The sequence below is a fragment of the Bradyrhizobium sp. USDA 4474 genome (assembly GCF_054057515.1).
On sequence record NZ_JBSRZJ010000001.1, the window covers coordinates 1 to 25,954 of the forward strand.

At 59.8% G+C, this 25,954-nt stretch carries 21 protein-coding genes and 1 pseudogene; 8 read left to right on the top strand and 14 right to left on the bottom strand.

Translation table 11 applies throughout. The features are described 5' to 3' along the window. Positions 1-307: 307 nt before the first annotated feature. The 4 genes from ACVW16_RS00005 to ACVW16_RS00020 all read right to left on the bottom strand — a co-directional run bounded on the left by ACVW16_RS00005 (position 308) and on the right by ACVW16_RS00020 (position 6,915). Positions 308-1,999 (bottom strand): methyl-accepting chemotaxis protein, encoded by a 1,692-nt coding sequence (locus tag ACVW16_RS00005; RefSeq protein ID WP_456802158.1) that lies wholly within the window; start codon positions 1,997-1,999, stop codon positions 308-310. Positions 2,000-2,565: 566 nt separating this feature from the next. After that, entirely contained in the window at positions 2,566-3,159 is a 594-nt protein-coding gene (locus ACVW16_RS00010; protein WP_456802159.1) for an ATP-dependent DNA ligase, read from the bottom strand. Between the two features lie 2,566 nt (positions 3,160-5,725). Beyond that, positions 5,726-6,301 (bottom strand): ATP-dependent DNA ligase, encoded by a 576-nt coding sequence (locus tag ACVW16_RS00015; RefSeq protein WP_456739209.1) that lies wholly within the window; start codon positions 6,299-6,301, stop codon positions 5,726-5,728. A gap of 251 nt (positions 6,302-6,552) precedes the next feature. Then, a complete protein-coding gene (locus tag ACVW16_RS00020; RefSeq protein ID WP_456705487.1) occupies positions 6,553-6,915 on the bottom strand; it encodes a hypothetical protein in 363 nt (120 codons plus the stop codon). Between the two features lie 905 nt (positions 6,916-7,820). Here ACVW16_RS00020 and ACVW16_RS00025 point away from each other — a divergent pair. From ACVW16_RS00025 to ACVW16_RS00035, 3 genes and pseudogenes are all read left to right on the top strand, one after another. Beyond that, positions 7,821-8,009, top strand: coding sequence for a hypothetical protein (locus ACVW16_RS00025; protein ID WP_456705486.1), 189 nt, complete (start codon positions 7,821-7,823; stop codon positions 8,007-8,009). Positions 8,010-8,077: 68 nt separating this feature from the next. Continuing rightward, complete coding sequence (locus ACVW16_RS00030; protein ID WP_456739208.1) at positions 8,078-8,275, top strand: hypothetical protein; 198 nt, start codon at positions 8,078-8,080, stop codon at positions 8,273-8,275. Positions 8,276-8,869: 594 nt separating this feature from the next. Next, a pseudogene (locus tag ACVW16_RS00035) lies at positions 8,870-9,072 on the top strand (transposase); the annotation flags it as partial. Positions 9,073-10,170: 1,098 nt separating this feature from the next. Here the strand turns inward: ACVW16_RS00035 and ACVW16_RS00040 are convergent. After that, complete coding sequence (locus ACVW16_RS00040; RefSeq protein ID WP_456802160.1) at positions 10,171-10,371, bottom strand: hypothetical protein; 201 nt, start codon at positions 10,369-10,371, stop codon at positions 10,171-10,173. 400 nt (positions 10,372-10,771) lie between these two features. Between ACVW16_RS00040 and ACVW16_RS00045 the strand changes: the two genes are divergently transcribed. Then, positions 10,772-10,954: a hypothetical protein gene (locus tag ACVW16_RS00045; protein WP_456705483.1), complete on the top strand. Its 183-nt coding sequence runs from the start codon at positions 10,772-10,774 to the stop codon at positions 10,952-10,954. A 534-nt stretch (positions 10,955-11,488) separates the two neighbouring features. Here ACVW16_RS00045 and ACVW16_RS00050 read toward each other — a convergent pair. Beyond that, positions 11,489-11,662: a hypothetical protein gene (locus tag ACVW16_RS00050; RefSeq protein WP_456802161.1), complete on the bottom strand. Its 174-nt coding sequence runs from the start codon at positions 11,660-11,662 to the stop codon at positions 11,489-11,491. 411 nt (positions 11,663-12,073) lie between these two features. Here ACVW16_RS00050 and ACVW16_RS00055 point away from each other — a divergent pair, with 411 nt between their 5' ends. After that, positions 12,074-12,883 (top strand): outer membrane protein, encoded by an 810-nt coding sequence (locus ACVW16_RS00055; protein ID WP_456739206.1) that lies wholly within the window; start codon positions 12,074-12,076, stop codon positions 12,881-12,883. Positions 12,884-13,128: 245 nt separating this feature from the next. Here the strand turns inward: ACVW16_RS00055 and ACVW16_RS00060 are convergent, their stop codons facing one another. The 4 genes from ACVW16_RS00060 to ACVW16_RS00075 all read right to left on the bottom strand — a co-directional run bounded on the left by ACVW16_RS00060 (position 13,129) and on the right by ACVW16_RS00075 (position 18,813). Further along, entirely contained in the window at positions 13,129-14,922 is a 1,794-nt protein-coding gene (locus ACVW16_RS00060) for an adenylate/guanylate cyclase domain-containing protein (protein WP_456739205.1), read from the bottom strand. Between the two features lie 561 nt (positions 14,923-15,483). Continuing rightward, positions 15,484-16,701 (bottom strand): class I SAM-dependent methyltransferase, encoded by a 1,218-nt coding sequence (locus tag ACVW16_RS00065; protein ID WP_456705479.1) that lies wholly within the window; start codon positions 16,699-16,701, stop codon positions 15,484-15,486. Positions 16,702-16,705: 4 nt separating this feature from the next. Then, the gene (locus ACVW16_RS00070; protein WP_456705478.1) at positions 16,706-17,494 is read right to left on the bottom strand and encodes a DUF1365 domain-containing protein; all 789 of its coding nucleotides are present in this window, start codon (positions 17,492-17,494) and stop codon (positions 16,706-16,708) included. 5 nt (positions 17,495-17,499) lie between these two features. Then, the gene (locus ACVW16_RS00075; protein ID WP_456705477.1) at positions 17,500-18,813 is read right to left on the bottom strand and encodes an NAD(P)/FAD-dependent oxidoreductase; all 1,314 of its coding nucleotides are present in this window, start codon (positions 18,811-18,813) and stop codon (positions 17,500-17,502) included. Positions 18,814-19,039: 226 nt separating this feature from the next. On the opposite strand from ACVW16_RS00075, the gene ACVW16_RS00080 reads away from it, so the two are divergent. The 3 genes from ACVW16_RS00080 (at position 19,040) to ACVW16_RS00090 (ending at position 20,884) form a co-directional block, all read left to right on the top strand. Beyond that, a complete protein-coding gene (locus ACVW16_RS00080) occupies positions 19,040-19,846 on the top strand; it encodes a DUF1295 domain-containing protein (protein ID WP_456739204.1) in 807 nt (268 codons plus the stop codon). A 136-nt stretch (positions 19,847-19,982) separates the two neighbouring features. Next, entirely contained in the window at positions 19,983-20,384 is a 402-nt protein-coding gene (locus ACVW16_RS00085; protein WP_456739203.1) for a DUF2177 family protein, read from the top strand. 2 nt (positions 20,385-20,386) lie between these two features. Further along, positions 20,387-20,884 carry a TspO/MBR family protein gene (locus ACVW16_RS00090; protein WP_456739202.1) on the top strand — a complete coding sequence of 166 codons (498 nt, stop codon included), beginning with the start codon at positions 20,387-20,389 and terminating at the stop codon, positions 20,882-20,884. A 421-nt stretch (positions 20,885-21,305) separates the two neighbouring features. On the opposite strand, the gene ACVW16_RS00095 is transcribed toward ACVW16_RS00090, so the two are convergent. The 4 genes from ACVW16_RS00095 to ACVW16_RS00110 all read right to left on the bottom strand — a co-directional run bounded on the left by ACVW16_RS00095 (position 21,306) and on the right by ACVW16_RS00110 (position 23,483). Further along, on the bottom strand, positions 21,306-21,608 hold the full coding sequence (locus tag ACVW16_RS00095; RefSeq protein ID WP_456739201.1) for a hypothetical protein: 303 nt from the start codon (positions 21,606-21,608) through the stop codon (positions 21,306-21,308). A gap of 20 nt (positions 21,609-21,628) precedes the next feature. After that, entirely contained in the window at positions 21,629-22,213 is a 585-nt protein-coding gene (locus ACVW16_RS00100) for an RNA polymerase sigma factor (protein WP_456802162.1), read from the bottom strand. Between the two features lie 80 nt (positions 22,214-22,293). After that, entirely contained in the window at positions 22,294-22,941 is a 648-nt protein-coding gene (locus ACVW16_RS00105) for a ChrR family anti-sigma-E factor (RefSeq protein ID WP_456763853.1), read from the bottom strand. Continuing rightward, positions 22,938-23,483, bottom strand: coding sequence for a sigma-70 family RNA polymerase sigma factor (locus ACVW16_RS00110; protein ID WP_456763852.1), 546 nt, complete (start codon positions 23,481-23,483; stop codon positions 22,938-22,940). The genes ACVW16_RS00105 and ACVW16_RS00110 overlap by 4 nt, the downstream gene beginning before the upstream one ends. Positions 23,484-25,954 lie beyond the last annotated feature (2,471 nt).

The following is a 25,954-nucleotide window of genomic DNA, read 5'->3' on the forward strand; positions in this document are numbered from 1 at the left end:
CAGGTGCCTCCCCAGCCGGAGGACCAGCAGATACTGATGCTGGCATCCGGCTGCGCGTCGGTTGGTGCGCGCGAAAGAAGCGAGCATGGCGGCTCACTGGTTACGATGTTGCAGAGATTGCACCTAAAGAGGCCCAAGGCGTTTGAACTAAACCGGCCCCTTCTTCGCGATACACTCCGAAGGCTTGGTCGACCACAGCCGAGATGAAGAGGCTTGCAATCCTCCTCGCTGCCGGTCGGCGCGAACAAGCTTGGCCTAGCTGCGCAAGCCTCGCGCCGAACAACTGCCACACGTTCTCAGGAACGCGTCACGCTCGAACTGTGCGCAGGAAATTCGCGACCTCGTCCCTGAGTCTAGTCGAATTGCGCGACAACAGCCCGGCGGATGACAGGAGCTGAGCCGACGCGCTGCCCGTTTCCACTGCGCCGCGTTGCACGTCGGCGACGCCGGAACTGACCTCGCCGGTGCCTTGGGCCGCCTGCTGGATGTTTCGAGCAATCTCGTGCGTCGCCGCGCCCTGCCGCTTCACCGCAGCCGCGACCACCGTAGCGATTTCGGACATTCTGGAAATGGTGCCGCTGATATCCGTGATGGCCGCGACAGATTTTCCCGTGGCGTCCTGCATGCTCCCGACCTGCTGGCTGATCTCTTCAGTGGCCTTGGCGGTCTGTTCGGCTAACGCCTTGACCTCGCTCGCCACCACCGCGAAGCCGCGACCGGCATCGCCTGCACGCGCTGCCTCGATCGTCGCGTTGAGCGCCAGGAGATTGGTTTGGCCAGCAATGCTGTTGATGAGATCGATGACATCCCCAATTCGCGCGGCTGCCTGCGCCAAACGCGTGATCTGTTCATTCGTTGTTTCAGCCTGTCGGACCGCCTCGCTTGCGATGCGTGAGGACTCCTGAACCTGTCGGCCGACTTCTCCCACTGAGGTCGCCAATTGTTCGGAGGCGGACGCGACCGACCGGACGTTGGTGGTCGCTTCCTCGGAAGCCGCGGCGACGCCGGTCGCCACGTTCTGCGTGCGTTCGGCCGTCGACCTCAGCGCGCTTGCAGATGATTCAAGCTGACTTGAAGCTGACGAGACAGTTTGAACGATTTCGCCCACCGCAGTCTCGAATGCGTCGGCGAGTTGATCCATGTTGCGCCGCTGGAGCTTGGCCTGTTCCCGGTCCTGCTCGGCCCTGGTTTCCTCTGCCCCCTTCTTGGCGATCAGCGCCTCCTTGAACACCTGCAACGCATCGGCCATTTGCCCGATCTCGGTGCGCTCGCCCTGACGCGTGACCTCTGCCGACAGATCACCGGCACTGAGCGCTTGCATCGGCGACACGATCGCGGCGATCCCTCGCGAGACGCTTCTCACCAAGAAGAAGGCGACGAGGGCGCCGAGGACGCCGGCGGTCGCCGCCAGCGCCACCACGGTATTGAAGGTATGGTGGTAGGCGGCCGTGGCCTTCGCTCCGGCCTCGTCCGCGCCCTTGTTGTTCAGGTCGATCGCACTTGTCAGGACCTTGTCGGCCTTCAGGCCGACGGGATTGACGGTCTTGCTGTTGAGCTCGTTTGCCTCTTGGGGGAAACGGCCAACCGCGACGCGCGACAGACGCAGCACCTCCTGCGCGCCCTTCATGTACTCGTTCCAGAGACCGCGCCATTGGTCATAGAGCGCACGTTCCTGCGGAGCGGAGATGAGCTTCTCGTAGTCCGCAGTATTCTGCGCCATCCTTTCAGCGATCTGCTCGATCCGCTTGTCAAAGTCCGCCTTGTCCTCTGCTTGGTCGTTCAAGAGGTGCTGCCGCACCGCGTTACGGTAAGTGATAGTGGTTGCGCGCAGGTCGCCGAGCACGCGAACGCTCGGAAGCCAGTTGGTCTGGATGTCAACGACCGCGGCGTTGATCACCTGCATCTTCCAGATTGCGAGCGCGCTGGTGGCGATCAGGGCCACCAAGAGGCCGATGACGACGGCGGTAATCTTCGTTCGTATGGAAATGTTGGAAAACATGGCATAGCTCCCTAAGGACATCATAATAACGCCCTCCGTCGCAATGCATCTGACGGTGGCCGTCTCGCTCCCCGGATCGAGCCCTATTGCCGACGGGCCTCATGCTAGTGTAGGTTGTATCGATATTCCTTTAAGCGATTCTTACCCGCGGCCGCAACTTGAATGCGAAGCGCATGCTCGTATCATCGCGCATCGTTAAAGCGATGCAAGCGCTTCGACAGAGTCGGCGGTGAGCTGTGACGTCGCTTAGGGCTAATGTCTCTTTGTGGCCCGTCAGCGAAATGCCTTTGATGGTGGTCAGCTCATTCAGGCGGAGCGGGCCTGATTTGCTCAACGCAGTTCTCCGCAATTATGGCTGGATGGGCGGCTAATTCAGCGAGCAGCAGGGTCGACCGCATCTTGTGGCGATATTTGCAACAGCCGCTCCAGCGTCTTCGCTCTTGGCGCTCGCGTCCACACATCGGCCATTAAGGAACTGGAGACGAGTTGCTGTCACCATTTCGCTACATAGGGACCGCGCTGCTGGGAAGCATCATCATTGTATTCGAGTGGCGCGCGCTCGGAGGCTAATGGCGCGGCTCGAGAGGCAAGCAACTGTAAATTTGCCAACAGGACAGTGGGGCCGCTTCAATTCGTGGCCTCGGGTCACAGCTCGCGCTCCATCGCCGGATGCTGCCGGTTCTTAACCTTGATCCAGTGCTTCTGCCGACCGCCTCGGTACGGCTGATCGCGAAGCTTTGAGACCAAGCCTTCGAAACCCATGCGGCGCGCCGCTCGGAATAGGTCCGGGCCGATCTCGCCGCGCTCGAAGGGCGCCACGGTGATGCCCTCCGGACGGCGCGCCAAAAGCTTTCCAGGCTGGTCTTGCGCAGGTGCAAGGGCAGGACGCGCAGATCATCGCCGCCCACGGCGAGAATGTCGAAGGCGTAGAACTGGACTTCGTGGTCGTGCTTGCGGGAGTGCAGCGCGTTAAAGTCGCTGATGCCATCGACCCCGAGGATCACGGCCTCGCCATCTATCACAAACCTCTTTTGCCGGTTCTTCAGTGCGGTCTCAGCAATCCAGGGATAGCGCCTGGTCCAGTCGGTGCCGTTGCGCGAGAGGAGGCGCACGCGGTTGTCCTCCCGGAGAACAAGCAGCCGGTAGCCGTCGTGCTTCACCTCATGAATCCAGTCCGGTCCTGAGGGGACCTGCTTACCGGCGGTCGCCAGGCAGAGCTCGCACGCGATACGCATGAAAGCGCAGCTAGGCACTCACACGCAAATTTACGCCGGTTCGCGAAGGAGGTGCGGGAACTTTCGGCGCAGGGCGGGCCCGCTTTGACGGCGGATCCCGCCAGCGCCGGTCGAAACGGTCCGGAAACACGATTAGGACGCAGACGAAATGAAGTTGAAGCGGGAAGGGCGAATGATTGCTCCATCTCAAGGCATGGAGAGACACCTATGACACCTTATCGGAACGCCCGGGCTCTTGCTTTCACCGCCGCGCTGCTCATGGCCGCTATCGCGTTTATCCCGCGCCCAGTTAGCTCCGATCTGGGCGCCGCTTGGAAATGCAGTCAGAACGCTCTCATGACGAGCTGCCGACTGGCTGAACAATGATCGATCAGCACCGGCCCTAGGTGCACAGCCGGAGAGACTCTTCGAGCGGAGTTTCATTGTTTCAGCCTCTCATCTCGATCGACACAAGAGGAGATGTTAACTTTTTTCCAGCCAGCGCTTTCGCCAACGATTGCCCCGGGTTTTTAAACTACGTAGCGGCGAATTCGCACTGCTTCATGACTAGGCCGCCCAAGCAGCACACCAGGATATTCAGTTTTACCTCGCGTGACCGTCACTTGCCGAGAACCGGATCCTTTCCCTACAGACAATTGTCCTGTTCTGACGGGGGCCGAACCTTTGGAAGCGCGATGGAGAACTAAGAATAGCTGCTCGGTCACGCGCATCCCCAAGATTGACCTGGGCTACCAGGAAGTCGACAGTCCGACCGAACTGTCGGCTAAAAGTCAACGCCAGAGCGATGGCTTTTTAAGTGACAGTGCTTGGAAGGGCGCTGCGGGCATGATTGTCTCGCTAGCCACGAGCGCGCAATCGTTGCGACTGAATACTCTGCAGTTGGCCTGTTCGCCCAAAACTTCATCGGCTCCAAGCAGAACTCGCACGTCCGTAGGATTGTCAGTGGCAGAAAAGAGGATTTTCATTATGTGCCTCCACGAATGACGATTCGAGAAGTGGCCTCCCCTAAATCGGCCTTTAGCTTAGGCAGAGAGGTGTCGGATGGCGAAACGGAAGCGTTGGTCATATTCGGACGAGTACAAGGGGCAGGCAGTTGATCTGGTCTTGTCGAGCGGTCGCTCGGCGAACCTCTTTTCGGACGATCTTTGTGTCGCTTGACCGTTATACGCCAATACTGCACGGAAGACGGCGCACCTTGCCGTCAGTCAGCGCCATATTTCGACGGTGGCTTCTTGCGGGTCGCCGGGGTGATGAATGTGAAGCTGAATAGGGGCGCCGGGTATTTTGCTTTCAAGCGACGCACAGCCTCGGCTGCGGAATCCGCTGTTACGCATTCTTCGATAATCCTGCTATCGGACTTGCTCTGAAAGCCCACTATGAAATCTGGCAAGATGCATCGGTCTCCTAAGATACTTCTTGGACAGCAGGGGCGCCACGCCGCACTTCATTGCCGATGATCGAAAGCGCACCTCATCTGCACGTTGTGAGCACGATAGAAGCCCCCTGGATCAACCACCACTTTTCTCCTCTGTTTAGCTTGTTATCGGCGCTGCGCGTTAGTTCTGGAACGCGACAGCAGCTCTTTGTTGTCCACAGTGTCGATCGCGACACACAATACCCAGTCGACTCATCGTAGGCTTTACTGCGTCTTCACGGGTGCCTTTCCTCCGAGCCTAAAGCCCGTCGCCAATGGCGGGCTTTCCTTCAGTGTGGGTGTTCTGATTGGAATACATGGGACTTGCAGCGCTCCCTAAGGAGGGGAAATACCGACATGTCGGACCGAGGCACGGAAGACGAAGCAATTTCGTGTTATCGTCTCCACATTCTGGATGAACGAGGCGACTTAGTCGGCGCGGTGGAATTTGAATGCGCTAACGACGCGGTGGCAAAGCGGAAAGCCCAAGAGGTATTGGATGGCACCCCGGGGGAGCTTTGGCGACGTATTTCCGGGGACTAGATAAAGCTGAAGCGGGCACAGATTGCGCTAACGACTAGCCAAGAGCGATCGATCAGATACCTGGGGGTCCGGCGGCCTTTTCATTTCAGCTACATCTCTTCAGACGACGCGACGAGCGCGAAGTTGATCGGCAGAGCTGCTGCCATGACCATGTCTTCCCCCCAAAGCGGAGGCGACCTTCTGCTAGATTCGGGCTTTGCCCACGACTAGTAAAAATCTTATCGAGGCGATCAATTGGATAGCGACAAAACTCCGCTGACCACAATCTCTAAGTGGCGTTTGGCTTATGGCGAATCCGAACCAGCAAATATTCACTTCGACCAGGTGTTCCAATCCGCCCGCTGGACTCACAAATGTTAGTGCGCAAGCAAGCAATTTTTGGAAATGCGGGAGTGTTTGCCACTTACGCGGCGGCAGACCGCTCGGTCCCAGCTCGTTTTTCGATCCGGAAAAACCTCCAGGCTGGGGCCGATGTGGTCTACTCCCTTCCTGCCTGCAGGCGCACGGCCCACCGGTTCAGCTGGAGGGCACGGATTATAGCTCCCTTCCCATGGCTGGGTGGCTCCGATTGTTCACCTTGATCCAGTGCTTCTGCCGCCGGCCGCGGTACGCCCGATCGCGATGCTTGGAGACTAATCCTTCGAGACCCAAGCGGCAGGCCGCTCGGAATAAGTCCGGCCCGATCGCACCACGCTCGAAGGGCGCAACGGTGATGCGCTCCGGACGCCACGCAAAAGCCTTGCCAGGTTGGTCGCAGGTGCAAGGGCAAACGCGCATATCATCGCCGTCTATGGCGAGAATGTCGAAGGCATAAAGCTGCACCTCATGCTCGTGCTTGCGGGCGTGCAGCGCGTTGAAATCGGAAATGCCGTCACCACGGCTTCGCCATCGATGACGAACTGCTTCTGCCGACTCTTCGGCGGGGACCTCAGCAATCAAGGGATAACGCTTGGTCCAGTCGGTGCCGTTGCGCGAGAGCAGGCGCACGCGCTCAGGCTCGCGGATAACCAGCATCCGGTAGCCATCATGCTTTACTTCGTGAATCCAGTCCGGCCCGCCGGGCACCTGCTTGCCAGCGGTAGCCAGGCAGAGCTCGTACGCGATACGCATGAAAGCGCAGATATGCATTCACACGCGAATTTACCAATCCGAGACGACAGGGCGAGTTCCTAACCGGAACAGTGCTGAAGCGAACAGTAGGAATGCTGCAAGCTTGATAGCCTCGTTCTCGCTTGGTCCTTGCTAGCGTGAAGGCCAGGCAACCTCCAGCGGCCCCGACCTCACCACTCCTCTCTACCGGGGCCGGGGCCGTCCACGCCCTCTCAGACAATCCTCCCATGGCGTGTGTCGAGCGGGTTGCCTTAGGCCGTGCCTCGGAGCGGTAGAGCGAGCTGTACGTCTAGGCGCCTCGTGGCGTTGGCCTGGACGAAAGCCTCAAGCGCGGGCGAGAGATCGAGCCTTTCATGAGCAGCGCGTTCGGCGATCGCATCGGCGATGTCCTCTGTCGCGTCGCGGGACCAGCCCTCGATGGCGTTGAACACGACGATCCGCACGGGATAGGCATACTGGCCCGAGATCAGATCCCGTAGCACGGTCTGGCGATCCGCGTCCTGCTCGTCGGTTTCGCGCCAAGAGCAGCCGGCGCGCGCCCCGAAATCCTCCAGCACTAAGTAGATGTCCCGGTCCAGACGATCCAGCGGCACAATCGAGGGCGAGGCACGCATACTCTACTCCGATACTGCGGAGAGACGGCCCCGGCTCGCAGGGGGCTAGGGGATATGGCCGGGGCCGCTCCGCCAGCTCGGGCGGCGAGCCAGCGGGACTCACAAGCTTACGCGGCGGCCTTTGTTCCTGACGCTCTGACCGGCGGGGTACGGTTTCGCCCGGCTGCGTTTTGTCCCCGTTTCTCGGATGTTCTTATGGAGTGCCGGGCGCTGGCCTGTGTTAACCCCTAGTGGCCTAAGTTGATTTTCGCATTGGCCTGATTTCAAATTGGAACGAATGTTTACTTTTGCGCTTAAGCCTTTCCTTAAGAGACTTGAGCAAGTGGCTACGCATCACGAAGATCAGCTACCGCGACAGCAGACGCAGGACCAAGAGCCTCGTTGCCTGGCCTGCGCTGCCTTCCCCCGCCTGACCCAATCCATACTCGACACCCGAAGAGGCAAGACCGTCCGGCTTTACCAGTGCCAGTGCGGCGAACGCATCTGGGAAGACTGACGTAGGAACCGCCCGCCAAACGGTCTGTTGTCACATCATCACCGGCCGAGGCTCTGCCCGTAGGCGTCGGTGGCTGAGAGACGATCGCTCCCGCCTGCATAACAGGGAGCACCGTCATCACGGATAGGTCTGTCTATCGCGCGCACAACTTGGCTTCTGAAGTTGCCGAACAGAACGACCGCGTGCGGGCACGGGTCGCACAAGCGTCCGAAGCGCTGAAAGTGCCCAAACCGGACACCTTCTTAGGCCGGAAGAGGCAAGAGCTGTTCCCGGAGGAAGACCCATCGAGTGGCAGGACCTCCAGAACGTGATCCACGGCGAGTTGCGGGCGCCGAAAGAAGCACCCATCATTTGTGGTATTCCAGTCATCTGCGACCTGCTAGTGAGCCGGGATGATCGGAACAGCTCCATGAAAGACATCCTCACCCATCTCGAGACTCTTCGGGTGAACATCGCCCAATGCGAGGAGCTTGAGCGCTCGGCCAAGAGCGATATCAAGCGAGGCGTATTTCGCCGCACCGCGGCGCACTACAGGATTTTGGCTGGCGAGCTGGAGCGCGCATTAGCCGATATGCAGGCCAAAGACGCCGCAGAGTAAGGCCGCCTCAGTGCTTTTCAGTCATTTAGCCGGTGGTATAATCGGTCCAGCTACGGGGAACGACTGCCATGGACTACCGCGCTTACATCTTAGACGATGAAGGGCGCATCACCGGCGTGCATGAGCTGGATTGCGCCAACGGCGAAGAAGCCAAAGAGAAGGCGGCCCAACTACTCGATGGGCACAACCTTGATGTCTGGCAGCGAGAACGACACGTCACGCGATTGAAGGGCCATACACGACAGCTTGGATGCTGCAGACGCTGAGTTGGACACTGGCCACGATCGCTCTCGCCGTCATCTTTTGATGGAGTAAGGCCGCCAACTGAGGCGGCCTCTTGGTTCTTCACGGGAGATTGTTGTTGTTGTCTATGGTGTCACCATTCTTCCCGCTTCATGCGGGATTGCTCCCCGCTCGATCTGATGTCGCAGGTTCAGACCGTTTAATTCATCTGCGCTGTGACGAAGGTCACACACTCCAGGGCGCGGGCTTCGCTCCTGCGTTTTAGCCCGCCGGTTCACGCTGGCGGCCCTGTTACCTGGGAAATTTACGGGTGACTACCGTGATCGGATGGCAAGCCGCTGATTGCCTCGCTCGAAGGCGGGCCGGACATCGCAGTGGCTGTCGCACGTCTGACAAACAAAGCGCGGTTCGACATCTGACAGCCGCATGTCGTTGGCCAGCAATTTGCGTCCAGAGCAACGTGATGTACGCAGTGGCAGTAGACCAAGGCGGCTCGCAAGCCCATCCCGCGCACCTCGCCGAAGGTGATCTTGAGCGGGGGCCATCGGAAGGATGACCTTGCCCCACGGGCTTAATCCAATTTGAAGTTCGTTCTAGCCCAAGACAAGGACCAGAGCATGAAGCGCAGCCGCTTTTCGGAAGACAGATCCTCGGGATTTTGAACGAGCACGAGGCCGGCGTTTCGGTTGCCGACCTGTGCCGCAAGCACGGCGTCAGCGACGCCAGCATCTACAAATGGAAGGCGAAGTTCGGCGTTATGAAGGTGTCTGAGGCCAAGCGGCTGAAGGCACTGGAGGATGAGAACTCGCGGCTAAAGCGGTCGCATTGGGAGGGATGGACTGGAACAAGCCCTCCTCACTGTGACACTGAGCATGGCGATGCTCATTACGAGCTTCGGCCATCAAGCCACGCTGCGATAAGGCCGCCTCAGTTGGCGGTCCTCTTTGATTGCACCCACGTTGACTTCTAGCAGGCATTCAAAGAGCGCCGCCCAATGTCCGGATTTGAGGGGGCAGCGGTACGAGGAGACGTAAGTGGGGCCCCGAGTATGGTTGCCAGGCCGGCAAATGGCAGGGCATCGAGTGGCGGGCTCGCGCGCCTCTTGCAACGATACCGCAACAGTACCGGCGTCTTCGTCATTGGCGCTCGCATCCAGACATCGCGCCCATTAAGAAACTGGTTACGAGTCGCTGTCACCATCTCCCCTATTACGTCGCCATAGGCGGCAGCCAGTTCCAAGAATGCTTTGATTTTTCGACACGCCCGGTTGGCAGTCTATTGAAGGAGAGGCCCGATGCTTAAGGGCTTCACAGTAGCAGTTGTCGCGCTGACTAGCACAGCGCAGGTGGATCACTACTTAAACGACGGTCGGTACACCGACGCGGCCATGGCTATGCTGCGGCAAATCAGGCACGCGTTTGGGTTTTAGATAATTGTTTGAGCACGGAGCCGCGTGATGAACATTTCGTGGGCTGATCTAGATACCGATGAACAGCGCGCCATTGCGACATTGGGAGCCGGACTTTCCCTTGAACTATGTGACCCTCTCGCCCTCCTGGCGTTAAGGCGGCTCGGTTTAATCGCAGGGTCCCATTTGACGGTTGCTGGACACAATTTGCGAAGAGATGCCGTCATGAGGAGGCTTGCGGGCTAAGCGTTGCGGCTGGAAAATTAAGACTGGGGTCGGGATACCAAACGCAATCGAGCTTATCGTGAGCGCATACGTTTGGCCTGAAGGACAAGGCGGCTCTCGACGATCTGCGCATGCAGCGCCGGAAGCCGGCCGTGGACCTAAAGGCGCGCACTGGTTTTGATTGCCGGGCAACCATTCCAGATCGAGGAAGATATCATCGTGATCGAGGCCGGACTGGCGCAGTTAGATGGCGCGAGGACGACCTAAGCCGCCGGCTTGCTCGACCTAGATCAGCCGCGCCATTGTGACCCGCAAGCTGCGAACATAATAGCCCTGTCTCTTAACGGCTGACTTGATCTCGTCGCTGACCCTGAGAACTCGTTTCCTGCTCTTACGCCACTTATTCTGGGAGCAAACGACCGGTATTGCAGAGCCATTGTTGAGTACGAGCAACTCGCGCTTGTCATTGCGATAGACATCAAACATTTGCGTCTCCGCTGATCGCATTAAGTAAAACAAGAAATATGTTTCGGCGCTCTTGATGTGACGAGCTTAGTATCTGGAATGGCTATGCGGGTTGTAAATCTGCAACGCCCGCGCGGCTTTTGCTTCACCGCGTTTCGGATTGCGAACGAACTCATGCGAGCCCGAACCTAAACAGGGCGCGCCTAGAGCAACAGTCTAAGAGCCACACGATTCCGCCACAACTGCAAGAGCAAGTCGCGGTAGAACTTCTAACCACGCCTCCGCCACCGCACGCAGACGGCGAGTTGAGCTGCGTCCGGTGCATCGAAATCATTTTGGGTCGAGAGCATCCTGTGAATTGCGGGGAAAATGCCCGTGCATTGCGACCATCTACTTAGGTTTCTGTTTGGATGTTGTTCGTATGCCACGCCAACGCACCAACTCTGCTCTTGATCATTACGAGCTGGCGATCGATGAGATCGTCGCCGCTTGTGACGGCGACCTGCGCGGCGCGGTTAGAGCGCTGATGCTGTTGAACGAGCGGTTAGAGCAACGACTGGAGCAGATGAGTGAGGTTCATCCTCCTCACGAGCGGCTGCACTAGTCTAGAGACCAAGGATAGTTGCCCGGCGACGTACTCAGGGTTAAGGGCTCATTATGGGGGAAGGGGATGGCAACTCAGGTAAAGTGCTTGACCTGGGCAATTAGGCGCTGACATGGCAGAGCAAGTAAGGGTATCAATCGGGCAGGGTTCGCCGGCCCCGCCGCTGACTACTGGGATGATCAGTCGGATCATTCTGTGGCCTTCAGACTTTGCTCTGTGAGCTCATACCTCTGGCCGTGCTCTAGCAGCCAGCCACCTTCAACCGTCTTCCGCGCCGATTCCATCGAGCATGACGGTTGACTGCCGCCCGGGCGATAGAGGCCGTCCCTGCGCTCGACCAAAAAGCCGTAGAGGCGCGCCAGCCGTAGCGGCTTCTCAGAGGCCAATGAACACTGGAGCGCGCGGCATGCGACCTTGGATGCTGCACACGCTGACTTGGACACTGGCCACGATCGCGCTCGCCGTCATCTTTTCGTTGGCGATGCAGTAAGGCCAAGCCGCGCGTCGACCCGCTCAAAGTCAAGCCCACTTGTCTTAGCCAGGCGGAAGGTAACCGCCCTTCGGCAGCTGCTTCACCGTTTCAAGATTCTTGTCGATCGCCACAAATAGCTTATCGAACGTACCCGCTGGAACGGTGAGGTTCGGAGAACCTCCCGAAACGGCTTCCAGCTTGACGGCTGACAGTTCACGAGCGCTAATCGTCTTCATCTGCGTTCTCCCTGTTCTGTGTATGGCTTGATTGCCGACGAATGCAGGATGTACGTGCTCCAGCGATGGCCGCTGTGACGAGCCTCACGTTGCCACCGTATTCCGATATCCTATCGCAGGAACGACAGGCTTATTCCGATTGAAGTCCGGTCGAACGTCGGCACCGCGGCTAACACAGCCCTGACACATGAGCGCGGCTCTACATTCCTTCAACCGCGTCGGGCCTTCGTGCTATGCACGACGCCAGGCATTAGGTTCCCGACTGATTAATACATATAAGGATTTTTGGCCTTCCTTTGATCGCCAGTGTGGCAGGCCAGCTACAGCAACGTACGCGCGAGAGCCACATACTACTGATCGGCAAGCGGGCGAACGCGCCGATTCATGAACTGGTTATCGGGGGAGACTCGAATGAAGAAACTGACTGCGGCTGCGGCCGGGACACTAGCACTGACACTGGGACTGGCAGCTCCTGCCAACGCCGCCGATCTTGCGGCGCGGCCGTACACCAAGGCGCCGGCGCCAATGGTCGCGACCATCTACGACTGGAGCGGATTCTACATCGGCATTAACGGTGGTGGCGGCTCCGCCCACACCTGCTGGGACTTCGTCGACACCACCGGCGCCGTGACCGGAGTCCCTGGCGCTCTTGCGAGAGAAGGCTGCCACAACGCAACGGGCGGCACAGTCGGTGGTCAAATCGGCTACCGCTGGCAGTCCGCCAACTGGGTGTTTGGCCTCGAAGGTCAGGGCAATTGGGCTGACTTCAGTGGCGACAATGTCAGCCTCATATTCCCCGGAAGCGCGCTGGTCACGGGCGACCGCAATCGATCGCGGATCAACTCCTTCGGCCTGATCACCGGTCAGATCGGCTACGCCTGGAACAGCGTGCTGTTCTACGTCAAGGGCGGTGCGGCCGTGGTTGGCGACAGATATGACATCTACGCTGCCGCTGGCACGCCCGGTGCGGGGACACGGCTCGCAACTGCAGATGACACTCGTTGGGGCGGGACAGTGGGCGCCGGCCTCGAGTTCGGGTTCGCACCAAACTGGTCGGTCGGTTTGGAGTACGACCACATCTTCCTGAGCAATCAGAACAGAACGCTCACAACGGTTCCCGGGGGCTTCCCCTTCCAGACCGACCGCATCACTCAGGATGTCGACATGGGTCTTGTGCGTCTGAACTACAAGTTCGGCGGCCCGATCATCGCAAGGTACTGAGTCACATTCTTGGAATAATCAGAGGGCCGGCTCCGATGAACCGGCCTTTTCTTTTTTGGAGATTGAAGTGATGAAAACGTACCGGCCAGTCATCCCTTCAAAGCTAGCTACCGTGCTAAATTAAGAGGCCTTCGCCAAGAACCCGTCGGGAACGTCTTCCCGTTTGTAATCCTTTTCGCCCCATGCGGATTGGTCCCTCGCGGTTTGGAAATGCCGGGTTGAGCAAGACGTTCAGATGGTCATCATTATTTGTCGGGCAGGCCGGCCTGCCGCAAACCCTCGATCATCAGTGCCTTCGTCTCCGGCGCAAGAAAGGTAGCTGCGTGAGCCGTCCACGCGGCAATCGTTAGGCCGGGTTGAAGAGCGAGGAGCCGACCCAACCAGACTAGGGCCTCATCATTCCTGCCGAGAAGCCCGCAAAGAGAGACTTTGACGCGAAATGAAGCGTGGAATCTTGGTTGCTCGCGCAGCGCGTCGTCGATCCAGACTTCGGCATCCTGGTATTGGCGAGCACCCAGATATGCCAACGCGACGGCGAACTTATAGATGTAGCACAGTGGATCGAGCGGATTGAGCCGGATTGCGCGATTGCCAGCTTCGACAGCAACCAAGGCATGAGCTGCGCCGCGAAGGGACTGACACATGGCTTTGGTCCCCCAAGCGTGCGCCGAATTTGGATTCAGTGCAATCGCGCGATCCAGCGCGGAGAGCGCTGTCGTTTGCTCCCCGACGACGGACAAGAGATAGGCCGCCATCCAGAGAGCATCGGGGTCATTGGTCCCAACTTCGATCGCCAGCTTGGCAAGGCGGATGCCGTCGTCGTCCTCTGGACCGGCTGGGAGAACCCAACCCTGACCTCTTTGTATGCCGCGGCACCAAGCTGCCAATCCCGCTGCGGCTGCATACGAGGGATCAAGTTGCAGTGCCCTTTTGGATAACGAAATCGCTTCCGTGAGCGTTTCTGGCGTCATTCTATGCACTTGCGACAAAGCACGAAGGTAAAGATCGTAAGCGTCAAGGATCGCGGTCGGCTTACGCGAGGCCCGCTCGATCTCGGCGCGGTACAATCTTGGCTCGATCGCGCCGACGACACCGCTCGCCACCTGGTCCTGAAGCTCGAAAATGTCCTCGAGCGCTCCATCGAAATGGTTAGCCCAGATATGCGTGCCTGATGCGGTATCGATCAGCTGTCCGGTAATGCGCATCCGATTGCCACCCCTGCGCACCGAGCCTTCCATCACGTAACGCACGCCCAATTCGCGCGCCACCTGCTTCACATCGACTGCCTTGCCTTTGTAGGTAAAACTCGAATTGCGAGCGATTACAAACAGCCACGGTAGCCGAGCGATCGCGGTGGTGATCTCCTCGACCATTCCATCGGCGAAGTACTCCTGCTCCAGGTCGCCACTTAGGTTCTGGAACGGGAGCACGGCGATAGAAGGCTTGTCGGGCAGCGCAAGGGGCTGCTTATGCGGCGAAGCTCTCGCGACATCCGGAGTTGCGGAGGATTTCAGCGCAGTCACCGAATAAGCCTGAACCGGATCCTCGATGTTCTTGACCTGTTGAGCGCCGAGATCAGCGAAGCTGAATGGTAGTATCTTGCGGACATGGTCGTAAACCGCGCCGGAGATCGAGACGCCACCCGGACTGGCAAGCGTTTGAAGGCGAGCAGCGACATTGACGCTATCACCGAAGAGGTCGCCGTCCTTGACCATGACGTCACCAACATGAACGCCGATCCGGAAGTTGATAGGTCGGTCGGGTGCGGCCCCAGCATTGGCCTCCGCGAGGGCCGCCTGAGCTGCCACGGCACAGTGAACGGCATCCACAGCACTGCCGAACTCAGCCAAGACACTGTCTCCCGCAGTGTTGGCAATGCGGCCTCGGTGGGATGAGATAAGTGTGTCGAGGATGACCCGTCTTTCGCTCAAGGCTCGGAGGGTCCCGACCTCGTCGGTTCCCATCATGCGGCTATAACCTTCAACATCCGCCGCGAAAATGGCGACCAGCCTGCGCTGAGTGTCGATAGGCTGCGTCAAGACACGCTCCCCAACCAGCTTCCATAGCTTAAAGGGTCTATGCGGGCAAATTACCACAATAATCGGGTGATCGAACCCCCGCTTGAAAGCGATAATGTCCGGAACGGGTCAAAGCTGACGCTTGGGTGCTTCGCGAGAAGGTCGGCTACGGGCCATGTGTGACGGCTCCGCGTTGGCAAGAGGAATCTTCAGCCATGTGTTCGGCCTGTTTGCGCGGTACACATAACCGCTGGCCATAATGCCCTCCGTGGATCAGGTCCCGGTCAACAGCACGCATTGGAGATGCATGGCCCATTTGGGTTGTCCTGATCGCCTGTCGACCGGCACTGCATTACGTGCTGTTCGCCCTCCCAATCGTTACGTCATGCCGGCAATGTCGGCGCGATCTCGCTTAGGCCGCTAGCGCGGCCGGCTCCTGACACCGTACATTCCTGGCCATCATCGCCAAGCCATCCTGGCGAGCTTATTGGCGAGCGCGATGGCTGCGACTTTCGTGGGCCGCCGGGCCAACAATCGCGTGAGCCAGGGCCGGCAACAAGAACAGCAATCGCCCATTAGGTTCTAACCTCGACGCGCAAAGACCAACTGGCGGACGTCGATCTTTCCGGCTTTGAACCCCGCCTCGGAGTAGGACAAATAGTATTCCCAAAGTCGTCGGAAATGCTCGTCAAACCCGAGCGAGGTCAGGTCAGCCCAGGCCTGACCGAAATTTGCTCGCCAGATTGCGATCGTCCTGGCATAATCTTGTCCAAAGACGCGCTCGCCCATCATGGGAATGTCGAAGCGCTCACCGAGCGAGCGCAAGATCCCCGCCGAAGGCAGCATGCCTCCTGGAAAAATGTAGCGCTGGATGAAGTCCACGCGCCGCCGGTAGCTGTCGAACAGTGCGTCCTGGACGGTGATGGTTTGGACACCCGCCAGGCCGCCCGGCTTGAGCCGTTGATGCAGCTGGTGGAAGTATGCGGGCCAGAACTGCTCGCCGACGGCCTCGAACATTTCGATCGAGGCGATGCGGTCGAATTGACCCGTTTGATCGCGATAATCCTGCAGCCGGACTTCGACCTTTTCGGCAAGTCCGGCTTCGTGAATCCGTCGGCGGGCGAAGTCGTGTTGCTCTTTGCTGATGGTGAGTGCCAAGATGCTGACGCCGCGCGTCTTCGCCGCAAACTCGGCGAAACCTCCCCAGCCGCATCCGATCTCGAGCACCGTCTGACCGGGCCGCAAATCGATGTCCTTCGCCAGTTGCTCGTATTTGAATCGTTGCCCGGCCACAAGGTCCGCTGTCTCGGCCGAGAACAGAGCCGACGAGTAGGTCATGCTTGGATCTAGCCATGCTGCGAAGAACTCGTTGCCGAGATCATAATGCGCATGGATATTTTGCCGTGACCCTTCTCGCGTGTTGCGGCGTACTCTGTGAAGCATCCTGCGGCAGAGTCGGATGAACATGTTGCCGGCAAAGGCGCTCTCGACGAGGTCGTCGTTGAGACAGAACACATAAAGAAGCTGGGTCAGATCGGGCGTCGTCCAGTCGCCTCTAATAAAGGCGTCGGCCATGCCGATATCGCCGCCCATGATGAGGCTGCGGGCAAACCCGTAATTGTTGAGCTGAATAGTGGCGGATGGGCCGGGTTCGCCGCCCCTCAAGACGATGGTCCTACGATCGGGAAGGCGCACATGCACACTGCCGAACTTTAGCTGCGAAGCAAGCCTCAAGGCGAGCCGTGCGAGGAACGGCACATCTTCGAAGCGAGCAGTCTGATGATTGGCTGCGAGGTCCATGATCTCAATTTCCGCGCTGTTTCAACCGCCCTACGTAGGGAACACCTTTAATCCAGAGCCGCAACGCCTCCCAATGGATGGCAGCGATCACCTTGAAGGTGAGAAACGGCAGACCGAAGAATGCCGCCAAGAGCCGGGGGCCGGTCAGCCGCTGCCGTCGGCCGAAAAAGGCGGCCGCAAACATCGCACCCTGTTCGTTCCGCTGTACGATCCTGACCCGCACATGCCGCGCCGGTCGAGAGATGCTGAAGCGGTAATGCATCTCCATTTCCATGAAGGGCGACACGTAGAACTCCTTGACCTGAGTTTGGCGTATCGCCCGTTCAGCGGGCGCCTCTCGGACCGGCAGGACGTAGGAATGCATCTCCCCGAAGGTGTTGCGCACCTCGTAGATCAACAATGCGAGCTCGCCACTCGCGCTATAGCAGAAGTAGATTGAGAGCGGGTTGAACACGTAGCCCAGCACCCGCGGATAGCACAGAAGCAGAACCCGGCCTTCCGAGAGGTCGATGCCGCGCTCGGTTGCCAGTTGCCGCACATAATGACTCAGCTTAGCGCCTTTGTGGCCTCCGTGATCACGCTCGTGGAAGCTGAAGATTGCGGCTCGATTGACCCCGAAAAAGCGCGACTGTCGGTCCGCACCGTCCAGTCGGTCCAAATCGATTAGAAGGTTCATCACCTCGTATGTGAATCTATACTGCACCGGCCGCCATCGCGCGTGCATCACCTTTCCCCGATAGAGCACGACCGGAGCGGCGGCGTCTCTGTCTCTGTGCGGTCTCGACCCGAACATCGCCGCTACTCGGCTGCTTGCGCCAGCAATGACGTGGACTGGCGCCAAGGCGGCTCGCAGCCCATGGCTTCTGCTATCCGGATCCCAGACCGCAGACCGTCTTCGTGGAAGCCGTACCCCGTCCACGCTCCACAGAACCATGTTCGACGACGGCCTTGAATTGCAGGAAGCCGTCGTTGGGCTGCGAACGCAGCCATATCGTAGAGCGGGTGAGCGAAGCTGAATTTTGCAAAGGTCAGGTCGGACGCCGGCGCGCGCGGCGGGTTGAGGCTGACGAACAGCGGCTTGCGATCGTCGATGCCCTGCAGCCGGTTCATCCAATAAGTCACGGCGACGTCGTTCTCGACAGGTGTTTGCCGCGGCCATTGCAGGAAGTTCCAGGATGCCCATGCCTGCCGGCGCTTGGGCATCAGACTGGGATCGCGATGCAGATAAACGGCGTTGGGGCTGTAGCGGATCGCGCCGAGAATTGACTTCTCCGCCGCGTTGGCGTCGGTGAGCGCCGCCAGGGCCTGGTCGCTGTGGCAGGCCATCACGACCGCATCGTAGCTCTCCACACCGCCATGAATGTCGCTGATCGTCACGCCATGCTCCGTTCGGGTGACCGACGTCACGGCACAGCCTAGCCGGATAACGTCCTTGAACATAGCGGTAAGCTTGTCGACATAGCGCCGGCTGCCACCCGCCACGGTGAGCCAGCGCGGGCGGCCCAGGTGCAGGAGCCTGTGATTATCGAAGAAGGTGACGAAGTTCTCCGCGGGAAACGACAGAATCTCCGCCGGCGAGGATGACCAGATGGCGGCCCCCATCGGTCCGAGATATCTGGAGAACAGGCGCGCGCCAAACGATTCCGTTTGCAGATACTCACCGAGCGTCATCTTCTCGAGCCGACCGGCGCGCAAATCGGCGACGCTCTGCCTGTTGAATCGCACGACGTCGGCCAGCATGCGAAAGTGCGACGGCGAGACCAGGTTGCTCGGTTGGGCGAAGAGACCGCGTGCATTTCGCAAAATGCCTTCGCCGCCCCCGCGCCATTCAAAGCGGCCGTGATCGGCGGACATCGCAAAACTCATGCACGTCTCGACGGTCTTCACCCCCAGTTGCGCGAACAGCGATGTCAGCTCGGGATAGTTCAGCTCGTTGAACACGATGAAGCCGACGTCAACGTCAATGGCTTCGCCATCATAGTCGATCTGAACGGTATGACTATGCCCGCCCGGTCGCAGCTCGCGCTCGTACACCGTCACAGCGTAGCGCTTCGACAGGAGCCAGGCAGCAGCATTGCCTGCAATTCCCGTCCCGATCACTGCCAAGCGCATCTTTCATTGCCCCCTTGCACTATTGTCGCCTCAAAGCAGCAAGAAACGTCTTTGCGTCAAAGCCATTTCCCGCGGCTCATCACCGATCCGCATTCTGTTTTGCAGGCCGTGAATAAGAACGCTCGCGGAGTCGCCTTGGATCACCGTCCCCTTCGCCGAGCTTGGAGCCGATGATGAAACCGGTGCATACGTTAGACGTATCAACGGAAAACAGCGCCGGTGAAGCATGCTTGTCCCGCACTTTCAGATCGTAGCCGGCATTACCCTGGCTCTTTCCGCGTTGATGGCGCTGGCTTGGGTCGTCCGACAGCGCACCGGCAATTCGGGTTGGGTCGACGTCATCTGGTCCTATTCGATCGGTTTGGTCGGCGCCGTGGTCGCCCTATGGCCTCTCGACGATGGTTCGCAGGCTCGCCGTGTTCTCGTTGCAGGGCTGGTACTGTGCTGGTCGGCAAGACTCGGGACGCACATTGCGCGTCGTTCTGCCGCAGGTGTGGATGATCCGCGTTATGCGAACTATGCGCGCGAATGGGGCTTCGCAGCGCCCCGCCGCATGTTCTTTTTCCTGCAATCCCAGGCGCTGGCCTCGGTCCCGCTGCCGTTTTCTATTTTTCTCGCCGCGCACGCTCCGGGCCCCGGCCTGGGACTACAGGACTATGCCGGAGCGTTCATCATACTGGTAGCGGTCGTCGGCGAGGCCATCGCCGACGAGCAATTGCGTCGCTTCAAGCGCTCGCATCCCGAAGCTGGTCTGATTTGCGACACCGGGGTCTGGCGCTGGTCACGCCATCCGAATTATTTCTTCGAATGGTTGGGATGGCTGGCCTACCCCGTCATCGCGTTGTCGCCTCAATACCCCTGGGGCTGGGCCAGCATCGCCGCACCAACCATCATGTACTGGATCCTCGTGAGCGTGACCGGCATCCCACCGCTTGAGGAACAGATGCTACGATCGCGAGGCGAGCGCTATGGCGCGTACCAGGCCAGAACCAGCGCGTTCTTCCCGTGGCCGCCCAGACATTCGCCGTATTGATCGGGCGCCCCGAGGGACCAGGCGGTCTGGCTAGCGGGCGGCAAGATCGAATGAGCCGGTCGGGTGATCCGATTCGACCTTCGGGTCGTTACACCCTCGTCAGGCTGGCGACTGCGAGCGCGGAAGGGAACGCCGTATGAATCTGGTCTTCACGTATCTCACCGTCGCGATCACCTTCTTTGGTTTCGACATGATCTGGCTCAGGACCATGGTCGAAAGGCTCTATCGGCCGGTGCTCGGCGACATGTTGCGGTCCGAACCCGATCTGGCCGCTGCCGCGGTGTTCTATCTGGCCTATCCCGCCGGGCTGATCTGGTTCTCGGTGCTGCCCGCGCAGCAGGACGGTGGCGCGCTACGCGCATTTGCCTCCGGTGCGCTGCTCGGCTGTTTCACCTACGCGACGTACGATCTGACCAATCAAGCAACGCTGCGAAGCTGGTCGACCGGCCTGTCGGTGGCGGACATCTGCTGGGGATCGGTTCTCGCCGGCGTCAGCGCCTGGGCGGGCTTTCTCGTCGCTCAAAGGATGATGCCCTGATCATGAGCGCCACAACCAGGCCGCCGATGGAGCAAGGCCGCAAAAGCGGGAATTGGTATCACCGCGCCGCGTTTCTTTGTCTCGTTCCCGCCGCGGGGCTTCTGATCGGCGTGCTCAACCGGCCTGGGGCCTGGTATTCCGCACTGAACAAGCCATCCTTCGATCCGCCGAATGCCGTCTTCGCTCCGGTTTGGACGATCCTGTTCCTGCTCATCGCCGTCGCGGGATATAGCACCTTCGAGGCAGAGCCGCGCGGCGTTTCTATGAGGCTATGGGCGATTCAGATGATCCTAAACTTCGCCTGGTCGCCGATCTTCTTTTCGCTTCATCGCATGGACGTCGCACTCGGCGTGACCGCTGCAATGTTCGTCGTCATCGTCGCATTCATCTGGCGGCAGTGGACCGCAAACCGGCTGCGGGCGTTGCTTTTCCTGCCCTATGCGGCCTGGCTCGCGTTCGCGAGGGTGCTCAATCTGTCGCTGCTCCTGCTCAACTGCTAGAAGCTTGGAGTGGAGTGCCATGCCGACGCTTTTGATGCTCACCCCGTCACCCTCACGGTCATTCACGCGAGGTCTGCGCAGGAGCTGAGCTGATCCCGCGAACGCTCGTTCGTTTCCCGCCTATAGCGCCGGAAACGAAGCATGAATTCATCAAATGGAATTCGGAAGCTACCACCGTGCTTAGGAACATTGCCAAAACCCTCTCGGCGCTCGCAAACCAATACGAAATATCGGAAGGCATCAGGGGCGGCGTAAAAAGCCTAGAACTTGTCGCGTTTGGCTCTTCAGCGACTTCGGGAGACGTCCGCTTTCCTGCCGCGCTTGGAGTTGAGCGGACTTGAGGCGGCGAGCCGCTCAGTGAATACAGCTCAAATGGCCGCAAAATAGCAGAGGCTCCCGGCTGGCGTCGCTGATGGCGCCGTCACGGATGCAGGTGGTTCCCGAGTTCACCCAATGCCTCCCTGGTTTCCGCGATCTTTTCAGATAACGTCGTGAAGACGGTCTGGATTCGACCGTTTGCATCGTCGTCCAGCAATAGCGATGACGTCTCGACCATCCTGTCGCCCAAATGCTCGATCACAGTGAGCAGGTGATGCAGACCATCCGCAGGCTGCTCGACCGCAATGCGTTCGATCTCTCGCACGATCTCCTCGAGCCTGATGACCGCTGGCACAAGGTTGTCCTCGTGCCTGCGCAGCGGAAATTCGATGATCTCGGCGATCAAGGCCGGGTTTTCCCTCACCATCAGGCGGTGCCAGACGCGGCGAGGCAGTCCTTGCGGACCGTCAGGAGAGCCCGGTGCAGCCAGGTCTTTATCGTTCCCACCGGCACGCCGAAGCGCCGTGACAGATTGGCCCGGCTCTCGCCCTCGAGATAGGCGAGCACCACCAGCGTGCGGCGATCTTCTGGCAAACGAGCCATTGCGCCAAAGGCGAGGGGTTCGGCACTGGCGTAGTCGAGTTCGTCGGTCCCAGACGGATTCTCGCCGGCCGCTATCGACAGCGCGTGGTCGAACGCGTCAGTCAGCAGTCTTCTGACGCGCAGATAATCGATCGCGGTATTGCGCACGATCGCGGACATCCACGCCATCGCGGGAGCGCGCTCGGCATTGAACTGAGGGGCGTTGCGCCAGATCTTCAGGTAGGTCTCTTGCAGGACGTCTTCGACATCATGCGGCGCTACGCCAACGGCAAGCGCGATCCTGCGCAGTCTGCCCCGAGTTATCATGTGCAGCGCGGAGAAAGCTCGAGCGTCGCCGCGTGACACACAGGCGAGCAGTTCGGGCAATCCGTCGCTCTGTACCTGTGTTGCCCGACGTGAGCAGGCCATGTCCCGTCTCCCTTGCGTTCGGCTTTGAAACGCTTGGAGATCGCGGTCGGATCACCCCGCGGGAGAGGGACTGAAGAAGATCAGAGTCGCACAAATGGCCCGATCAGCCGGCCAAGCAGACCGTTCATGCGCAGATCACCTGTCATCGCAACCAGGCAGAGGCATGGGCAATCGTCGCCGACGATCGGTCGATGATCGACCTCGTCATCGCCATAGTCGAAATCGCCAGGGCCAAAACGGCCGCCCTCGTGGCTGAAGCTGCCTTCCAGCACGAGAGTCAACTCGGTACCGGTGTGCGTGTGTTCGAGCATCCGCGTGCCCGGCGCGGACCTTAGCAGGAAGGCCCGTGCCTTACCTGCGCCGGACAGCTCAATCGGCCGCATGCTCAGACCTGGCGCAACGCGCCTGGGCTTGCCGACGCGGTAGTTCCGCAGCGCCGGTGGAACGTCTCGCACCATTGCGAACGTCTCGGTCGAGGGCGGCGCAGCTCTCGGTTCGGCCGCGTCGTCGATCCGGGCCAGCACGCGCTCGAATGCATCCGATGCTAGCGGCACCGGAGCGACCTCCCCGAGTGCCAAGCCCGCAAGCTGCTCCATCGCACGCACGAACCGGGCGCAGCGGACGCATTCAGCGACATGCACCCCCACGACAAGGTGGTGGGCCTCTTCCAGCCTGCCGGCGGCAAAGTCGGCCAGAAGATCTTCCGGCGGATGATGGCTGATGGTCATGCTTCTTCGTCCAATAGCTCTCTCAGGCGGCTCATCGCCAGCCTGATACGCGACTTCACCGTTCCGAGCGGAATTCCAAGCAGGCCTGCGATTTCCGGATGCGGCCTTTCCTCGATGAACGAAAGTCTCACCACCCTTGACTGCTCCGCCGATAGCCGCTCGATGGCCGACGTGATCCGGGCAGCATCCTGAACGCGTGAAATGGCCGCATCGACCGGTTCGGCGGGATCCGGCGTATCCGGCAGCTCGGCAACGCCCCGCACGCGGTCCGCCCGCGCCTTGCTGCGGAACATGTCGATCCGCAAGTTCCGTGCGATCGTAAAGATCCAGGCTGCGGCCCCTGATGTCGACGGATCGAACTGGCTCGCCTTCCGCCACACGGCGATCATTGAGCTCTGGGCGATCTCCTCGGCCTCGTCCGCACTGCACCCTGCCTTCAGCATCAATCCCTTGATGCGAGGCGCGAAATGCTCGAATAGGCGTTTGAAGGCATCTCTGTCACCGGAAGAGGCGACGCGTCCGATCAAGTCAGCCCAGTCCACCTTCGCCTTCGGCCCTTTGCTCGCACTGGTCGGCAGCCGCGCGACAACCCCGCGAGGCACGCCAGCCTTGGCCCGGATTGGCACAGTTAAAGCTCGGATAGCAGCGACCATAGTAGCTCGACAAGGGGCTTTTCGTAGTTAGAACGCATGACCGAGGTCCGCGGATCACTTCTTGCCAAAGCGACTAGGCTAACTGCTCGTCCCGCGGCAAATGGGCGCTCGGCGAAGTGATCCCCTTCAACGGACTACGCTGGTAAGTCTGCTTTGGGTCCAAAACGCGAAGAACTCAGGTTGAGCAAATCTGGTCCGCTCTAGCGCGGAGAGCGGACCTCCGCCTGATGTTGCGCTACTTCCCCACGCACAGGCGCGATGGCCGAACATGGGCTGATCGGGGTGAGCCGGAGACCCACCGAATGTTCTCGAATCGAGCGCAGAATGTCATGTTCGACTTGCGTGCCGCAGCACGGCCTAGTTTCAAGGCCGGGATGGAAAGCGCAGCGGCAGCGCCAGTTGGAAGTCAAACGAATTTAAGCCATTTGCTCGAACGAAGGCCTCGAGCGCTGGCGAGAGGTCAATCGCATCGCGGGCGGCTCGCTCGGCGAGTGCGTCCGCGATGCTCTGGGTGGCGATCGTGGTACCAGGTCTCCATGGCGTTGAAGACGACGATCTGCACGGGATAAGGTATCCGCCCGAGATCAGGTCCCGCAGCACGGTCTCGTGGTCGGTGTCCTGCTCGTCGGTCTGGCGCCAAGAACAGCTCGGCGCGCTTCCCAAAGTCCTCCAGCGGCAGATAAATGTCTCCAGAAGATGCGGCGGAGGAGGGCGAGGCACGCTTACGCTTACTCCCAGTAGTGTCTGCGGAGAGACAGGGGGTTTAGGCGTATGGCCGCTCCGCTAGCCCGGCGGCGAGCCGGCAGAACACCTCGAGCGCTGTAGTCTCCCGGGGTTCCCTCGTGCGCATCTAAACTTTTTGCATAGCGCGGCAAACGTGAACCATGACATGCTGATCGACCTGACCGAAAGGAGCTAGGGTGCGGCTGCTTCCGGAGGTGTGGTGCAGAGCGAGAGAACGGCCATGAAACGGCATCTGGAGACAGCCGAGCGCCAGGTCGATGAGGGAAAAGCCCGCTTGGCTCGGTGAGAATCCTTGAGCCGCGGCATGACACGGCCGACGCGCATGCCGTCCTCGCCGCCATGCGGTGGAAGCGACGCTTCACGAACAGGACCGTGAGCGCATTCTGGGAGAACTTGGAGCCTAAGGTCCCTTCGGGCGGACACCCGGCAGGATTGCCGATCGAATTCAGTACCTCGCGGATTTCCGCGACATCCGGAGGGACCTCGGGTGCCAGGTGGGGTTGGCGCGGTCCTGGGTCCAGCCGTGCTCCTCGCACTCGCGCATCGCGCCGCGTCGTTAGGGACTGAGATGGTCACCGCGCAATGTCCGGACCACTGGGATGAAGTAGTCACGCCTTATCGTGCGCGTACTTCTCCAGGACGAGCTTGTTGTATTCGTCCCTTACGGCTCTTCGCGAAACGTGTCCCTTTCGATCCTTGGCGATCTTGAGAAGATCGGGATCGGTTGCGGCCTTTGACTTCCGTCGAAATCTCGCGAAGAGCCCTTTTGTCGGCTGAGCCGCGCTTCCAAACAGCCAGTCAAACCATCTCATTGTGGCCTCCCGGACAGACTGCGAGCGGCGAGAATAGCAGGGCACTCGGTTCGTGAAAACAGCATTCGAACTCCGTTGCTTGGTTGCGGTGCCAGCGTAGCTCAGTGGAACCGACGGCGTAGCTATCGCGCGATTTCATGCCGCTGCGGGGTCGATCCAGGCCAGAGGCGAACCTGACCGCCATCCAAGAATTAGGGCAGTCGCCGCGCTTCCATGCCGCGATGCCGGCGCCCCCCACACGATGCCAGCTGCCGCTTGCGATCAACGTTCACCGTCCAAACCGTTTTCTTGATTTACGCTCAAAGGAGGTTCTCCCGCTTGATGCAGCGACTTCTCATGAAGGAACCCGATGCTCCTGGCCGCAAACGACAAGAATGCGGACTCGAACACCACGTGGTCCGAAGAGGCTCGTCGCGTTATGCGAGAATAGATCGTTGATCTGAATAATCGCACGAGAACCCGCGTGTCTGTGGGACCGGATCGGATATGATCGCCGCCGGACCGTTGCGCCCGCGTCTTTTAGGGAAAACACCCATATTGCGCGCTGGCTGGCTGGCCGCCGGGACGCGCTCGCGCTTACTGGGTGTCCTTACAGCTGCATCGGTATCGGTCCGATTGGCTTCTTTTGGTTGGGATGGCTTGCTGACCGCATCGGGTCCAACAGCGCAACCGCCGTAATCGGCACGCTAGGCTTGGCATGGCTGTCACTTGGCGTTGCTGGGAGGAGATTTGATAACGGCTAGGGTGTCGGCGCCGGTGCCGTGCTCATTTCAAGCGAGCGGGGGTTGTCGAAGAAACCCCGGC

Excerpts from the sequence above, each read along its gene's own strand:
- ACVW16_RS00005 (WP_456802158.1), bottom strand. The coding sequence starts at position 1,999 with ATGTTTTCCAACATTTCCATACGAACGAAGATTACCGCCGTCGTCATC.
- ACVW16_RS00020 (WP_456705487.1), bottom strand. The coding sequence starts at position 6,915 with ATGCGTGCCTCGCCCTCGATTGTGCCGCTGGATCGTCTGGACCGGGAC.
- ACVW16_RS00080 (WP_456739204.1), top strand. The coding sequence starts at position 19,040 with ATGCTTGTCCCGCACTTTCAGATCGTAGCCGGCATTACCCTGGCTCTT.
- ACVW16_RS00100 (WP_456802162.1), bottom strand. The coding sequence starts at position 22,213 with ATGGCCTGCTCACGTCGGGCAACACAGGTACAGAGCGACGGATTGCCC.
- ACVW16_RS00025 (WP_456705486.1), top strand. The coding sequence starts at position 7,821 with ATGAAAGACATCCTCACCCATCTCGAGACTCTTCGGGTGAACATCGCC.
- ACVW16_RS00070 (WP_456705478.1), bottom strand. The coding sequence starts at position 17,494 with ATGTTCGGGTCGAGACCGCACAGAGACAGAGACGCCGCCGCTCCGGTC.
- ACVW16_RS00040 (WP_456802160.1), bottom strand. The coding sequence starts at position 10,371 with ATGTTTGATGTCTATCGCAATGACAAGCGCGAGTTGCTCGTACTCAAC.
- ACVW16_RS00045 (WP_456705483.1), top strand. The coding sequence starts at position 10,772 with ATGCCACGCCAACGCACCAACTCTGCTCTTGATCATTACGAGCTGGCG.
- ACVW16_RS00090 (WP_456739202.1), top strand. The coding sequence starts at position 20,387 with ATGAGCGCCACAACCAGGCCGCCGATGGAGCAAGGCCGCAAAAGCGGG.
- ACVW16_RS00105 (WP_456763853.1), bottom strand. The coding sequence starts at position 22,941 with ATGACCATCAGCCATCATCCGCCGGAAGATCTTCTGGCCGACTTTGCC.
- ACVW16_RS00050 (WP_456802161.1), bottom strand. The coding sequence starts at position 11,662 with ATGAAGACGATTAGCGCTCGTGAACTGTCAGCCGTCAAGCTGGAAGCC.
- ACVW16_RS00055 (WP_456739206.1), top strand. The coding sequence starts at position 12,074 with ATGAAGAAACTGACTGCGGCTGCGGCCGGGACACTAGCACTGACACTG.
- ACVW16_RS00015 (WP_456739209.1), bottom strand. The coding sequence starts at position 6,301 with ATGCGTATCGCGTACGAGCTCTGCCTGGCTACCGCTGGCAAGCAGGTG.
- ACVW16_RS00030 (WP_456739208.1), top strand. The coding sequence starts at position 8,078 with ATGGACTACCGCGCTTACATCTTAGACGATGAAGGGCGCATCACCGGC.
- ACVW16_RS00065 (WP_456705479.1), bottom strand. The coding sequence starts at position 16,701 with ATGGACCTCGCAGCCAATCATCAGACTGCTCGCTTCGAAGATGTGCCG.
- ACVW16_RS00075 (WP_456705477.1), bottom strand. The coding sequence starts at position 18,813 with ATGCGCTTGGCAGTGATCGGGACGGGAATTGCAGGCAATGCTGCTGCC.
- ACVW16_RS00085 (WP_456739203.1), top strand. The coding sequence starts at position 19,983 with ATGAATCTGGTCTTCACGTATCTCACCGTCGCGATCACCTTCTTTGGT.